Annotated in this window: 8 protein-coding genes; 3 read left to right on the top strand and 5 right to left on the bottom strand. The window is 63.6% G+C overall.

Annotated features, from left to right (window positions below):
• Window positions 1–51: 51 nt before the first annotated feature.
• The 3 genes from CDO35_RS01730 to CDO35_RS01720 are packed head-to-tail and all read right to left on the bottom strand — an operon-like array spanning window position 52 to window position 8,020.
• A complete protein-coding gene (locus tag CDO35_RS01730; RefSeq protein ID WP_243699034.1) occupies window positions 52–3,879 on the bottom strand; it encodes a beta strand repeat-containing protein in 3,828 nt (1,275 codons plus the stop codon).
• Window positions 3,880–3,889: 10 nt separating this feature from the next.
• Complete coding sequence (locus CDO35_RS01725; protein WP_099522287.1) at window positions 3,890–6,922, bottom strand: ShlB/FhaC/HecB family hemolysin secretion/activation protein; 3,033 nt, start codon at window positions 6,920–6,922, stop codon at window positions 3,890–3,892.
• 42 nt (window positions 6,923–6,964) lie between these two features.
• Window positions 6,965–8,020, bottom strand: a complete 1,056-nt coding sequence (locus CDO35_RS01720; RefSeq protein WP_099522286.1) for an alpha/beta fold hydrolase — start codon at window positions 8,018–8,020, stop codon at window positions 6,965–6,967.
• Between the two features lie 450 nt (window positions 8,021–8,470).
• Between CDO35_RS01720 and CDO35_RS01715 the strand changes: the two genes are divergently transcribed.
• Window positions 8,471–10,069, top strand: a complete 1,599-nt coding sequence (locus CDO35_RS01715; RefSeq protein ID WP_099522285.1) for an argininosuccinate lyase — start codon at window positions 8,471–8,473, stop codon at window positions 10,067–10,069.
• A gap of 57 nt (window positions 10,070–10,126) precedes the next feature.
• The gene (locus CDO35_RS01710; RefSeq protein WP_099522284.1) at window positions 10,127–10,714 is read left to right on the top strand and encodes a hypothetical protein; all 588 of its coding nucleotides are present in this window, start codon (window positions 10,127–10,129) and stop codon (window positions 10,712–10,714) included.
• Between the two features lie 2 nt (window positions 10,715–10,716).
• On the opposite strand, the gene CDO35_RS01705 is transcribed toward CDO35_RS01710, so the two are convergent.
• Window positions 10,717–11,928 carry a cation:dicarboxylate symporter family transporter gene (locus CDO35_RS01705; protein WP_099522283.1) on the bottom strand — a complete coding sequence of 404 codons (1,212 nt, stop codon included), beginning with the start codon at window positions 11,926–11,928 and terminating at the stop codon, window positions 10,717–10,719.
• A 124-nt stretch (window positions 11,929–12,052) separates the two neighbouring features.
• Between CDO35_RS01705 and CDO35_RS01700 the strand changes: the two genes are divergently transcribed.
• Window positions 12,053–12,970 (top strand): LysR family transcriptional regulator, encoded by a 918-nt coding sequence (locus CDO35_RS01700; protein ID WP_099522282.1) that lies wholly within the window; start codon window positions 12,053–12,055, stop codon window positions 12,968–12,970.
• A 4-nt stretch (window positions 12,971–12,974) separates the two neighbouring features.
• Here CDO35_RS01700 and CDO35_RS01695 read toward each other — a convergent pair whose 3' ends face one another.
• A complete protein-coding gene (locus CDO35_RS01695) occupies window positions 12,975–13,577 on the bottom strand; it encodes a nucleotidyltransferase family protein (RefSeq protein WP_099522281.1) in 603 nt (200 codons plus the stop codon).
• Window positions 13,578–13,603 lie beyond the last annotated feature (26 nt).

The following is a 13,603-nucleotide window of genomic DNA, read 5'->3' as shown; positions in this document are numbered from 1 at the left end:
CCTTGTTGCGTCTGGGCGGGCGCGACGTGGGTGGCGTCGCGCCGCGCCTTTTCAGTTTTCGCTGGGTGCCGCTGCCTGCAACTGCGACAGATCCAGATCGATCAGGTCGATACGCGGCGCCAGCGGTGTCTGCCGGTAGTCAGGATACAGAACCTGGCTCCAGGCGCTGCCGGCGATCTGCTGCTGCAGGTGACTGCGCGTCGCCTCGCCATCGCTGCCGAGGATACTGGCGTTGATCAGCCCGCCGAGACGATAGACCACCGCGCCACTGCCGCTGGCACCGATGCTGGTGTTGTCGCTGCCGTTGGCGATGAAGGTGCCGCCAGGTGCCTGCGCATCGATCAGCAGGATGCCGTCCTGTACACCAAGGCGGTTGTTGCCGCTGACGAAGTTCAGCGCCGTGCCGCCGCGGCTGAAGGCTTCCAGGGTCAGGTTGCCGCCAGCGCCGGTCAGCAGGCTGTTGCTGCCGCTGCTGGTGCCGTTGAAGGTGATGCCACTGGCGCCGTTCTCACCACGACCGCTGACCTTGATATCACCACTGGCCGAACTCAGCGAGATGCTGTTCGAGCCGCTGCGTATGAACACCCCGCTGGCCTCGCTGCCACCGTCAGTGCGACCGTTGAGGCTGATGTCACCGCTGTTGCTGGCGATGGTCACCGAGCTGCCATTGCTGGACGGGTAGAAATGGATACCGTTGCCCGTTCGCGAATAGCCATCGAGGCTGATCGAGCCGCTACCGGTGGCACGCAATTCGGTCTGCCCGGTGAGCACACTGAGGCCGTTGGCATTGTCGGCCTGGCCAGTGATGCTGAGCCTGCCATTCTCCACGCTGAGCAGGTTGTTGCCGTTGCTGTAGAAGTCCACGCCGTCGCCCGAGCCGGTCGAGCGGCCGATCAGGGTGACGTTGCCGTTGCCGGTGGTCTGGATGATGTTGGTCACGCTGAGGAGAGCGATGCCGTGATCCAGCTCGCTGCTGTCAGGCGAGTGGAAGTGGCCGTCGAGCAGGATGTTGCCGCCCTGCGAGGCGATGCGGTTGGTCGAGGCCTGGCCGCTACCGCCGAGGGCGATGGCGTCGGAGGTGCCCACGCTGTCACCGCGCAGGGTGATGTCGCCGGTCTGGGTGGTGATGCTGACGCCCTGCGAGGCGCCGCTTGAGTTGAGGAAGATGCCGTAGCCACCGAAGCTGCTGGTGCTGTTGCCGTTGATCTGGATGTCGCCGGTGGTGGTCGACAGCTCGATGGCCGCGCCGCTGCCGGAGGGCGCGAGATCCACGCCCCGACCGGAGATGCTGTTGCCTTCCAGGGTCAGGTTGCCGCTCTGGGTGCCGACGCGGATCGCGGAGTTGCTGCCGCTGGCATCCAGGAATAATGCGCGGAACGAGCCGCTGCCGGTGTTGATCACGCTGTTGTCGGCGGTCAGGCGCACGTTGCCGGCAGTGCTGGCGATGTTGATGGCGCTGCCACTGCCGGAGGTGATCAGGCCCAGCGAGGGCGTGGTGCCGCCGGAGCTGTTGCCTTCGACGGTGATGTCGCCATCGCTGAGCAGGTTGATCGAGGCGCCAGCGCCGGTGACGTTGAGCACTGTGCCGTAGCTGCCGCCACTGTCGCCGGCCAGTACGATCCTGCCGGAGTCGCTGGCGGTCAGGTTGATCGCACCATCGCCTGCGGCTGCCAGATACAGCGCGCGGCCGCTCTGGCTGTTGGCCTTGACAGTCAGGGTGCCGCTGCCGACACCGATGTTCTGCGTCGAACTACTGCCGGTGGAGCAGATCAGCACGCCGAAACCGGAAGCAGCATTACCACTGAGGGTGACGTTGCCCGAGCCGCTGGCGGCGATGGTATTGCTGGTGCTGAACAGGCGCGTGCCGTTGCCCGAGCCCAGGTTGTCGGCGCTGATGTCGATGGAGCCGGCACCTTCTGTCAGCAGGTTGCTGCCGCCATGCAGGATGAAGGCATCGCCCGTGCCGCTGCTGCTGGCCTGCACGGCGGTGATGTTGATATCGCCGCCGCCGGCATCGATGGTGCTGGCGGAGATGTTCATCGCGGTAGCGCTGGAGCCGGCAGCGAGGCTGGCCGAGGTGGCGCCGCGAATGGTGACGTCGCCACCGTTGGTGTCGATCAGGCTGGAGCGAATGAACACCCCGGTGCCGCTGCTGACGTTGGTGCTGGCGAACGATCCGCTGGGGTCGACCGCGCCGCTGATGGTCAAATCACCCCCGTTGGTGCGGATGGTGGCATTGTTCAGCGCCACCGAACCGTTGCCGCTGTTATTGAAGTTGGACAGCAACGACACGTTCAGCGTGGCGCCGTCGGCATGGGTAATGCTGGTGCCGGTCATGTTGACGTTACGGTGGGCGATCAGCGTCAGGCTGGCGTTGCCCTGCGCCTGGACGTTATCCAGCACATTGATGTCGCCGGAAGTGCCAGGGCCGGACGAGGTCTGCACGATGATGTTGGCACCCTCGCTCAGCGACGCATTGAGCGTGGCCGAGCTGAGGGTCGAGCTGCCACCGGCGTTGGGGGTGAACGGGCTCTCGCTGGAGGTACCGGAGCTGGCACCGCTGGTGATGTTGATGTTGTACGGGTCGAGCAGCCAGGTGCCGCCCTTGCCGGAAGCAGCGCTGAGGTTGACGCGGCCGCTGGCATCCAGGGCATGGGCTGAGGTTTCCACGAACCCGCCATTACCGCCTTCGCCACCGCCGATGACGCTGATATTGCCGTGGAACTGAGTGCTGTCGGTGGCCCAGAGAATGACCTTGCCGCCATCGCCACTGTTGAGCGCGTCGGCCTCGATGCGCGCGTCCTTGCCCATATGGGTGGCACTGGCGTGCTGCAACTGGCCGGTGCCCTGGTAGTCGCCGCCGAGCAGCACGGTACCGCCGCCGGCATCGCCGGAGGCGTCGATGCGCGCATCGTCGAACAGGCCGACGTATTCGCCGGTCATGGTCACTTCGCCGCCGCGTTCGCCGGCATTGCGGCCGGAGACGTCGAGCACGCCGCTGCTGGCCACCACGCCGCTGTCGCCGCCGTCGAGAACGATACGGCCATTACGTTGCTGCAGGCTGCTGGCCTCGATCACGCCTTCGTTGTTGACCACCTTGCTGAGCATGGCGTCGCTGGCGCGGGCGCTCATGATCACGGTGCCGCCGTTGGCTTGCAGCAGGCCCTGGTTGACCACGCTGGCATCGATGACGGCCTCGTCGACCTGCATGTTGATCAGGCCGTCGCCGTGGTAGTCGAGGGTGATTTTCTCGCCGCCGCCGAGCACCACCGAGCCCATCTTCGCGACCACGGTACCTTCGTTGCGTACCTGGGCGCCGAGCAGGGCGACGCTGCCTCCATCTGCCGCACGGATGGTGCCTTGGTTGATCACCGCACCGCCTGCGCCCTTGCCATCGAACTGCAGGCGCCCGGCCATGAAATCGTTATCGGCGATGTCCAGGGCGCTGGCTACCAGGCCGCCGACGTTGACCGCGGCGCTGCTGCCGAACAGCACGCCGGTGGGGTTGATCAGGTAGACCTGCCCGTTGGCGTTGAGCTGGCCCATGATCTGCGAGGCGTCGCTGGATAGCACGCGGTTGAGCGCAACCGACGAGGCACCCGGCTGGTGAAAATTCACCGTGGCATCACGGCCGATGTTGAAGGTGTCCCAGGTGGCGATCAGCTTCTGGCTGTTCTGGTTCACATCCAGCACATTGCCGGACTGGCTGATGCTGCCGCTGCCTGCGGTGATCTGGCCGTTGCTGGGCAGGGCGTTGTTGTCCAGCGCCATGGCGTTCAGCGGCATCAGGCCGTGCATCACGCACAGCACGGCGTAGCTCAGCGGCTTGAGAGAAGGCTGTTGCGGACGACGGCCGCGACGGGCGTTTTTGTTGTTCACGGTCATCTCCTCAGAATGAATAGTTGAAGCCGGTGCCGATGGCGTTGATGGTGGTGCCGACGCCTGGCGAGTAGCCGCTGGCCGCGTAGGCGCCGGCCACGGCGAAGTTGTAGTTCGACAGCGAAGCATTCTTCAGCAGCACGTAGTGGGCGAACACCTCGGTGTTGCGGGTGAAACGATAGCCAACGCCCAGGGCGTACTGGCGTGCGCCCATGCCGCTGGTGTCGCACTCGATTCCACTGGCGGAGATCATCGAGCACTCGCCAGGCAGTGCGCGGGCATAGCTGGCGCGCAGGCGCCAGGCGCCGATGCGGTGGCTGACGCCGAGCATGTAGGCGCGGCGGCGGTATTCGGAGAGGTCGCTGAAGCTGACGCTGTTATTGATCACGTCGTCTTCCGAGTAGTAGAGCTCGTCGGCCACCAGCGACAGCTGGGTGTTGCCGAAGCGGTAACCCAGGCCGAAACGGAAACTGTAGTCGTTCGATGAGGTGCCTTCGGTGACGTGGGTGTTGCTGCCCACGCCGCGCGCGTTGCGGCCCAGGTTGGCTATACCGAAGTAGTTGACGTGACGTTCGGCGGCGGCGACCGCGGTGAAACCGCCGTTCTTGTAGGTGACGCTACCGCCGTAGATATAGCCCCGGTCGACGTCTTCTGCTGCTCGCATGCCGTTGTTGGAGTAAGCCAGCTTGACCTGCAGGCCGTGCCACTCAGGCGACCACCAGGCGACCACGCCGGACTGGCGACGGTTGAACGCGGCGTCTGAGTTGACGCTCTCGTCGGCCTGGCTGAGCGGGCCGGACACGTTGCTGGCCAGGCTGCTGTTGAAACCGGGCGAGCCGATGATGTTGTAGTAGGCCGCGCTGGTCTTGCCGAAGAACGGGTCGAGGCTGGTGGTGCTCTCCTTCAGCGGCATGTCCCAGACACCGTAGAGCAGAGTGCCGAAACGATCATCATCAAGTGCTACGCCGGAGTTGCGCAGGCGTGTGTTGGGCGAGATCGACAGCGGTGCGGTCTCGTCGCCACTCAGGGTGTAGTTCACCGAGATGCCGTATTCCAGCTGCCACAGAAAACGCGTGTCGTCGTTGATCGGGATGCCGGCATGGGCGCCGATGTAGGAGACGTTGTCGCGAGCGCGCCAGTAGCTGGACATGTTGCGGCCATTGGGTGTGGCCAGCTTGCTCTGATCAGCTGGGGAGGCACGGGTGGAGTCGCGGCGGTCGATGTATTCCGGCACTAGGCCGAGCGATCCATAGAGCACCAGTTCGGTGTTCTTGCTGCGAAAATCCTCGCGGCTGCCAACGTCCTTGGCCAGGCCGGCGAAGGCCTGCGGTGTGCCGGTGACCGACAGCCAGAAACGCTTGTTGTCGCGCTCGTCGCTGATCGGGTCGTCACCTGGCGAGAAGGCCAGGCTGGCGTTCATCACCAGGTCGCGGTGATAGACGTTCAGGCCCACACCGTAGCCGTAGCGGGTCAGGTGATTCTCGCTGTCGTCCCAGGGATTCTTGTTCACCCGCACCCGGCCGCCATCGGCGAACAGGGTGGCTTCGGCAATGGCGCCATAATAGCGGCCGAGGTATTTGCGCAGCTCCAGGCGACCGAGCAGGCCTTCATCGCCTGCGGCTTCGCCGACCGGGTAGGCACGCACGCCGTTGGGGCCGCCGAGGCTGAATTTCTCCGAGGCATCGAGGTTCTTGTCCGCCCATTGGCCGCTGAGAGAGGCGAACAGCGAGTAGCCACCGCCCAGCTCCTGCAAGCGGCTGAATGCCAGATTGGCCTTGCGATAACGGCCGGCGGCATTGGCGGTCAGTTGGTCGAGGGCTTCATCGAGCGGGGTGTCCTTGTTCAGCTTGCCGATGCCATAGGCCAGGCTCCAGCGGTTGCTGCCGGCCCAGTCGTCACGCCAGTCGCCATAGAGCGTGGCGCTGCGGAATACGGCGGATTTCTTCACCGCGAAGGCGCCGGCTTCGTCCTCGAAATGACGATGCTCTTCGGCCAGGTTGAACGAGATATTGGCATCGCGGCTGCGCAGCAGCGAGCTGTCGAGAAACACCGAGGAAACGATGGCGGTGCCGCTGGCGTCAGCGGTCTTCAGGCTCTTGCCGATGGCGTATTCCATCTCCGCGTAGTTGGCGCCCAGGGTGACACCGCTGGCGCCCAGCGGCTGGCGGTAACCGAGGCCGCGAATCTCCAGGCCTTCGAAGCTGTTCTGGCCATTGAAGAACAGGCTTTCGCCGAAGCCGAAGGCGTCGTTGAGGCTGACGTTACTGGTGACTCGGTTGGAGCCGGTGTAGTAGTTGCCGTGGTTGTCGAAGCTGACGCGGCCCGTCCAGGCAGTCATCTCGCTGAGCTTGAGGACGATGTCGGATGCGCCCGGCTCGCGCGACGGTTGCAGCACGGCGCGCACCGAAACCCCGGCGATGTCGGACAGGCGCAGCAGCACGCGCTCCAGGTCGGCCTCGCGGATCACGCTGCCGCTGGGAATGGCGTCGATGAAGCGTTGCTGCATGCCATGGCGCAGGCGCACATTGCTGTCGGCTTCGGCGCGCACGCTGCCGACGCGACCTTCCTGCACGCCGATGGTAACCACGCCATCGCTGATTTCCTGGGCGGGCAGATAGGCGCGGGCGACCAGATAGCCGCGGCTGCGATACAGCTCTGTGACGCGCGCAGCGGCCTCACGCAGGCCGGCGAGATTCAGCTCTCGACCGGCATAAGGGGCAAGCTCCTGCAGCAGGCGCGACTCACTGATCTCACGGTTACCGGTGAGCTTGAACGCATTCACGCGAAAGGCGGCAGAGGCCTGCTCGGCCGGGTTTGCAGCCTGGCTGCGGTCATCCTGAGCTTCGATGCGCACATTGCCACGCGGCGCATCCTGAGCTCGTTCGGCCGGGCGCAGGATGTCGCGGTTGTTGTCGAACAGCGTACCGGCGGAGGGCAGGGGTTCGGCCTGAGCCTGGGCAGCGAGGATCGCCGCGGCCAGCAGGGTCAGATTGCGCGGGTGCAGCACCCGGCGTACCTGGGCGGAGGTGAAGGTCGAAGTCATGGCAAGCTCGTTGTTGTTTTTGTGAGTCGGGCAGACGAGGTATCAGCGTTTCGGGAACAGCGTGTTGGCGACAATCTCCGTGGCCAGCAAACGGGCCGCGTTGTGGCCGATACCGGCGACCGTGATCTGTGGGTGATGGATCGGCACCCCCCACTTGCTGGAAAGGAAGGCTTCGTAGCGCAGGTAGTTGAGCTGGCGCTCGACCCGATGTGCGCCCTGCATGTTGGCGCCGCAGGTGCGATCCAGTACGCGGTGCCACGGGTCGTTGTCGCGCTCACCGACCATGAAGGTCACGTCGCGAGCGGCGTAACGGCGAAACAGCTGCTCGGCCCCGAGATTCTGGCGGGTCAGATAGAAGGGTGCGCGATCCAGGCCATAGCGATAGCGGCTGAAGCTCGGGCACATGACTGTGCGCACTGGCTTGAACGAACCATCCTGCAGGCGGCTGTCTTCGATATAGACATAGGAAGACGGAGCGGAAATGGCGTAGCGAACCTTGATCCCGGTAGTGGCGAGGCGCTCATCGCCGTCGCCGAGAATGCTGTAGCGCTGCATCAGCTGGCCACCGGCGGAGTGACCGATCAACACGACTTCCTTCATTGCCGGGAAACGCTGGCGGTCGGCCAGGTACAGCAGCAGATCATCCAACACGGCGAAGGCGTCGATACCGCGGCGACCTTTGCTCGATGCGGTGCCGTGCATCCATTTGTCACGTGCCCACAGCGGCATGTCACTGCCGGCGCGGCTGTCCTCGGCGGTAAGGAAATTCAATGACAGCAGCAGGGTATCGCTGGCGTCGAATCCGGCTTTCTTCAGCAGGCTCTGACCGTACTGGTAGTAGTCGTCGGCGTTACGACGCACACCGTGGACCACCACCACGGCTCGCGAGGTCGGGCTGGCGCCATTCAGGTCGTTATTGGCGAAGGCGAGGAAGTTGTAGGGCTCGTTCTGGCCCAGGCGCAGTAATTGCTGGTTGGCGCTGGCGATACCGCCGTACAAGACACTGGTCAGCAGCGCGATAGCCAGGACGGCCTGTCTGCGGAGGTTCGGGCCTCGCTTGAGCAGAGAACCCAGGGGCCAGAGAACGTCGTACGGCATATTCCACCTCGGCAGAGAGCGCGGCACACCTGCACAAGGCATTGGCATGTCGCTAAGTCGTACCCGATGGTTGGCAGCGCAGGTCGACCTGGTTGATTGGAGTTATGACGACGATGCTAACAGCGGTTTTTAGCTAGATAAAATATCTTGAAAATAGTCATTCGATACTTTTTGAATATTGAATAATGAAGGCTGCATACGTTGGGCATAGCACGTGTAGGGTGCGCTGTGCGCACCAGTCGTAGGGGCAATCTCGAAGCTTGCGGTTGATTCGGTGCGCACGGCGCACCCTACGGTGGTAGTGCCCGGCGCGATCTTGTTGGTACTTTCTAGGTATTGACTGGATATTTTTAATATATTTCATATCTTTCATGTATGCCGCTAGCATCGGTGGGCTGCTGCTTTTCAAGGCAGCCGAGCCCTCACTGATACCGAGCGGAACTGAAAACCATGAGAACAAGAAAGACTCTGCTTCACCTCGCCGTTGTCTATGCGCTGTTTGCTTCATCCAGCGCCCTGGCGGCCAACACTGCCGAACTGCCTTGCCGCACCACTGCCGAATGCGCTGAGCAGGCGCGCAAGATCGGCGCGACGGTGGACAAGTCGGCGCTCAAGGGCGGCGCCTACGAAAGCCAGTTCTCCTGGTTGAACCGCATCAACAAGGCCTCGATCGTCATGCTCACCGAGGAGGGCATCGTTTCCGCTCCTCAGGGGCGACGCATCGCCGGTGGTGTGCAGCATGTGATCGATCAGGCCGCTCAGCCCGGCGGCAAGAGTCCCAGTGACGTGCTGCAGGTCGAACAGATCATGATCGACAAGATCGGTCCCGAAGCCTCGCTGATTCACTCCGGGCGCAGCCGCCAGGACATGTACGCCACCTATCGCCTGGCCGTGCTGCGTGCCCAGGTGCTGGATTACAGCGATGCGCTCAATTCGTCGCGCGCCCGCCTGTTGAAGATCGCCGGCGACAACGTCGATACCCTGATCCCGGCCTACACCAACGGTGTGCAGGCCATGCCGATCAGCTACGCGCACTACCTGCTGGCATTCGAAGCGGCTTTCGAGCGCGATGCGCAGCGCATTCATGAACTCTATGCACGCCTGAATCTGAGCCCGATGGGCACCGCGGTGCTGGCCAACTCCGGCTGGCCGCTGAACCGTGAGCGTCTGGCCATGCTGCTGGGCTTCGATGGCGTGCGCGAGAACTCGCTGGATTCCAGCCAGGTATCGACCTTCGACATCCCGCTGGAAGCGGCAGGCATCGCTTCGTCCTCGGCGATTCGCGTCGGTGCGTTGATCGGCGATATCCACACCCAGTACCACCAGACCCGTCCCTGGCTGCTGCTCGAGGAAGGCTCGACCTACACCAGCAGCGCCATGCCGCAGAAGCGCAATCCCGGCCTGCTGATGCGCACCCGTGAGTCGGCCTCCGATGTGGTTGGTCTGGCGGGTGCTACCACTATTCGCGCACACAACGTCACCACCGGCATGACCGACTACAAGGCAGCGTTCGAGGACTTGGGCCTGTTCAAATCGGCCACCGATATGTTCGAGCGCCTGGACATGGTGCTCGATGCGTTGGTGATCAATCCCGAGCGCGCCATGGAAGAGCTCGACGCCGACTGGACGACCTCGATGGAACTGGCCGATACGCTCGAACGCGAGCACAAGGTGCCGTTTCGCATCGGCCACAGCTTCGCTTCGCTGATTGTTGGTCAGGCGCGTGATCAAGGCTTGTTGCCGAAGGAGTTCCCTTACGCCGACGCGCAGAAGCTCTATACCAAGGCTGCGCAGAAGTACAACTGGAAGGATCAGCGCCTGCCGCTGAGCGAGAGTGCCTTCCGCGCCACCCTGTCGCCGCGCACCATGGTCGAGACACGCAAGGGCACTGGCGGCCCGCAACCTGCCGAGGTCAAGCGCATGCTGGCCGAGGCCGGCAAGCGTTTGCAGGCGGATGAAAGCTGGATGGGCGAGCGTCGTCAGCAACTGATCAAGGCGGACGAGGTGCTGGACAAGGCCTTCGCCAAACTCTTGCCTGCTTCGCGCTGATTTCGGGTGGCGAGGCCTTGCGGGCTTCGCTGCTCATTTTCTTCAGGAGCGTGAAAGATGGAACGTGTGCGCCGCCACGCCTTGCTGCTCTGTTCGGTCGTCATGGCCAGCATCGCATTCAGTGACGCAGTGGCGCGTCGTTCCGACTCCAGCGCTCCGGTTGAAGCAGGGGCGCAGCTCTTGCGGCTCGACGCGGCCTCTGACAGCTTCGCCCTTGCATTGGTGGCCAACGCCGATCTGTACAACCTGCCGCGAGGTATCCGACGCGTGGTCGTGCTTGTCGAGGGCGACTCGAACTCCAGCGAGTCGCAACTGGATGAGCAAGGCGATACGTTGATCCTCGTGCCGCAGTTCAGCGTCGCCGATGGCCGCAAGCGACCTGTGGATCTGCCTGTATGGCACAGCGAGCAGGCCTGGGTTGAGGGTGAGGTGTCGAGTGAAGGGCATGTCGGGCTATCGGCATTCACGGTACTCGATGCATTGGTGAGTTACCTGGGGCGCAGCAGCCATTTTCCGCAATTGCAGGAGGTGGTTTTCGTCGGTCGTGGCACGACGGCCGACCTGGTTGCGCAGCATCGCTTGCGCCCACAGGTAGCCACTTCTTTTCACGTTCGGCACGTGAGTACGCGACTGGCTCGGCACTGATCTCAGCCCAGCATCTCCCGCAATTTCTGTTTGTCCACCTTGCCATCCCAATGGGCGATGACCACGCAGGCTACGCAGTTGCCCAGCACGTTGGTCACCGAACGACATTTCATCAGACGCTCTACGCCGATCAGGATGCCGATGCTCTCCAGCGGCAGGATATTCAGCACGCTGAGCGTCGCGGTGAGTGTAACGAAGGCCGAACCCGCGACGCTGGTCGAGCCCAGTGAGGTCAACAGGCAGACCAGCAGGATGGTGCCCAGTTGCAGGGTGTCCAGTTCGACGTGAGCCAGTTGTGCGAGAAACACGACGGCCACCGCCAGGTAGAGGTTCGAGCCGTTGAGATTGAAGCTGTAGCCGGCAGTGAGCGTCAGGCGTACGGTCTGGCTGTCGCAACCGGCTGCCTCCAGTTTGTCGATCAGGCGCGGCAGGGCGGCCACCGAAGAGCCTGTCGCGGCCACCAGTAGCAGCTCTTCCTTGACGTAACCGATCAGCCGCCACAATCGACAGCCCGCCAGGCGCAGGGCGATGGCCGGTACCAGCAGCAGGTAAACCAGGCAGGCCACATAGGCCACTACCACGAACTTGGCCAACGGCAGCGCCGCTTCCAGTCCGTACTTGCCGATGATGAAGGCGATGGCACCAAACGCCGCCAGTGGCGCGAAGCTGACGATCGCTTGCATGGCGCGAAATACCAGCTTCACCGCCTGATCGAGCCGCTGCGTCAGGCGTTGCCCCGGTGCGCCACTGCGACCGAGCAGCAGGCCGCAGATTACGGCAACCAGCAGCACCTTGAGGATGAAACTCTGTTCGAGCGAATCGAGCAGCAGGCCCGGAAGTTGAGAGAAGAATGGGCCACTTGTGGTTTCAATCGTCGCCCAGTCGCTACCCATGTGGTGCAGGCCGCCGCCTGGGTGCAAGAGCAGGGCGACGAGCAAGCCGGTCAGCAGCGACAGCAGTGACATCAGCTGCCAGTAACCGACGGCCTTCAGGCCCAGGCGCGCGGTGGCGCGGTAGTCGCTGAGGGCGGCGACGCTGGAGCAAACCAGGACGAACATCACTACCGGCGCGCACAGACCAATTGCGGAGATGAACAGGTCGCTGAGCGGCTTCATCTCTACCGCCAGATCAGGCCACCAGACACCCAGAAGGGCGCCGAGAACCAGTGCCAACAGAAGCAGGGCAATGCCTGTTCGAGAATGCCTGAAGATCATTGGAGCCTGTTTTATTCTTGTTCGTCGTCGTGGCGTCGAGGCCGCGCGTGAGTGTTCATCCTACCCCATCGGCACGTGGATTCGGTATCGTGTGCCGGCCTGATCAACCTTACTAAGGGCCTGCATGGAACTTCGTCATCTGCGCTACTTCGTCATGGTTGCCGAAGAAAAGCATTTCACCCGCGCTGCGGCCCGTCTGAACATGCAGCAGCCGCCGTTGAGCCAGCAGATCCGGGCGCTGGAGCAGGAGCTTGGCTTCGACCTGTTCATCCGCCATGCCAAGGGCGTCGACCTCACCGTCGGTGGTGAGGTGTTCCTGCGCGAGGCGCGCGATATTCTCCAGCGGGTATCGCTGGGCGCATTGAAGGCGGCGCGTACGGCCAAAGGCATCGAGGGGCGCCTGAGCGTCGGTTTCACCAGTTCGGCGGCCTCGCATCCGCTGATTCCGCGGATCATCCGGCGCTATCGGGATCTGTATCCGGGTGTCGATATCGGCCTCAACGAGGGCAACGCCCAGGAGCTGACCGACGATGTCAGCGGCGGCGATGTGGATGTCGGCATCCTGCGGGCGCCGGTGGGTAACCCTCAGGGCGTCGCCTATCACCGTCTGCTCAACGAAGAGCTGGTGCTCACCTTGCCGGTCGGGCATCGGCTGCTGGCGGGCAAGGGCGCGGTTTCATTGAAGGATCTGGCTGGCGAACCGTTGATTCTGGTGCGCCGCCCTGGTGCGCCGGGGATGTACGCCAATTTCCTGCAAGCCTGTCGCAATGCTGGGTTCGAGCCGCATGTGGCGTTCGAGGTGGAGCGCATGCTGACCAACGTCAGCCTGGTGGCCGCTGGTGCCGGGGTTTCGGTGGTGCCGACATCGATGCGCGGCTTCCACGAGCACAGTGTGGCCTATCGCTCGATTCGCGACGCCAAACCGCGCCTGGTCGCGCCGATCACCCTGGTCTGCCGTGAGTTGCACCAGTCACCGCAGGTGGCCAATTTCATCGCCCTGGCTCGGGAGTTGGGCAGCGATTACCGCAAGGAGCCGCACTGAGAGGTCAGCGTGTGCTGAGGCATTGCCAATCTTCCTGAGTATCGACGTCCTGCAGCACACCAGGGTCGTCCAGTTCGACGATATGCACGGCGTCGGGGTTCTGCTGCAGCACTGGCTTGGCGCCGGCATCGCCGCTCAGCGCCGCGAGCTGCGGCCAGAAATCGCGGCCGAACAGCACCGGATGACCGCGCTTGCCCTGATAGCTGGGCAGCACGATGTTGTTCGCGCTGGAGTGGGCGATCAGGGTTTCCAGGCTGTCCCGATGTATCGACGGCATATCGGCGAGAAAGATCGCCACGACGTCAGCGTTGGATTCGGCCAGTAGACGCTCGGCACCTGCCGCCAGGCTGTGGCCCATGCCCTGAGCTGTTAGCGGATGCTGGACGAGCTTGATGCTGACGGGTAATCCCAGCTCCGCGATGGACTCGTCCGGGCGCAACACCAGCCAGATTTCCTCGAGCATCGAGCAGGGCAGTGCCAAGCTGGAGTTGAGCAACGAGCGGCCGTCGCCAAGTTGCAGGCGGCGCTTGTCGGCGCCGAAGCGGCGGCTGTAGCCGGCGGCGAGCACTAGCGCGGCGACGGAATATCGGGGCGGATTCGGTTGCATGTCGCGCCTGTTACGGAGGTGGATGC

It is taken from the genome of Pseudomonas sediminis, assembly GCF_002741105.1.
Classification (GTDB): domain Bacteria; phylum Pseudomonadota; class Gammaproteobacteria; order Pseudomonadales; family Pseudomonadaceae; genus Aquipseudomonas; species Aquipseudomonas sediminis.
This window is presented reverse-complemented; position numbering and strand designations above follow the sequence as displayed.

Excerpts from the sequence above, each read along its gene's own strand:
- CDO35_RS01720 (WP_099522286.1), bottom strand. The coding sequence starts at position 8,020 with ATGCCGTACGACGTTCTCTGGCCCCTGGGTTCTCTGCTCAAGCGAGGC.
- CDO35_RS01700 (WP_099522282.1), top strand. The coding sequence starts at position 12,053 with ATGGAACTTCGTCATCTGCGCTACTTCGTCATGGTTGCCGAAGAAAAG.
- CDO35_RS01710 (WP_099522284.1), top strand. The coding sequence starts at position 10,127 with ATGGAACGTGTGCGCCGCCACGCCTTGCTGCTCTGTTCGGTCGTCATG.
- CDO35_RS01725 (WP_099522287.1), bottom strand. The coding sequence starts at position 6,922 with ATGACTTCGACCTTCACCTCCGCCCAGGTACGCCGGGTGCTGCACCCG.
- CDO35_RS01715 (WP_099522285.1), top strand. The coding sequence starts at position 8,471 with ATGAGAACAAGAAAGACTCTGCTTCACCTCGCCGTTGTCTATGCGCTG.
- CDO35_RS01705 (WP_099522283.1), bottom strand. The coding sequence starts at position 11,928 with ATGATCTTCAGGCATTCTCGAACAGGCATTGCCCTGCTTCTGTTGGCA.
- CDO35_RS01695 (WP_099522281.1), bottom strand. The coding sequence starts at position 13,577 with ATGCAACCGAATCCGCCCCGATATTCCGTCGCCGCGCTAGTGCTCGCC.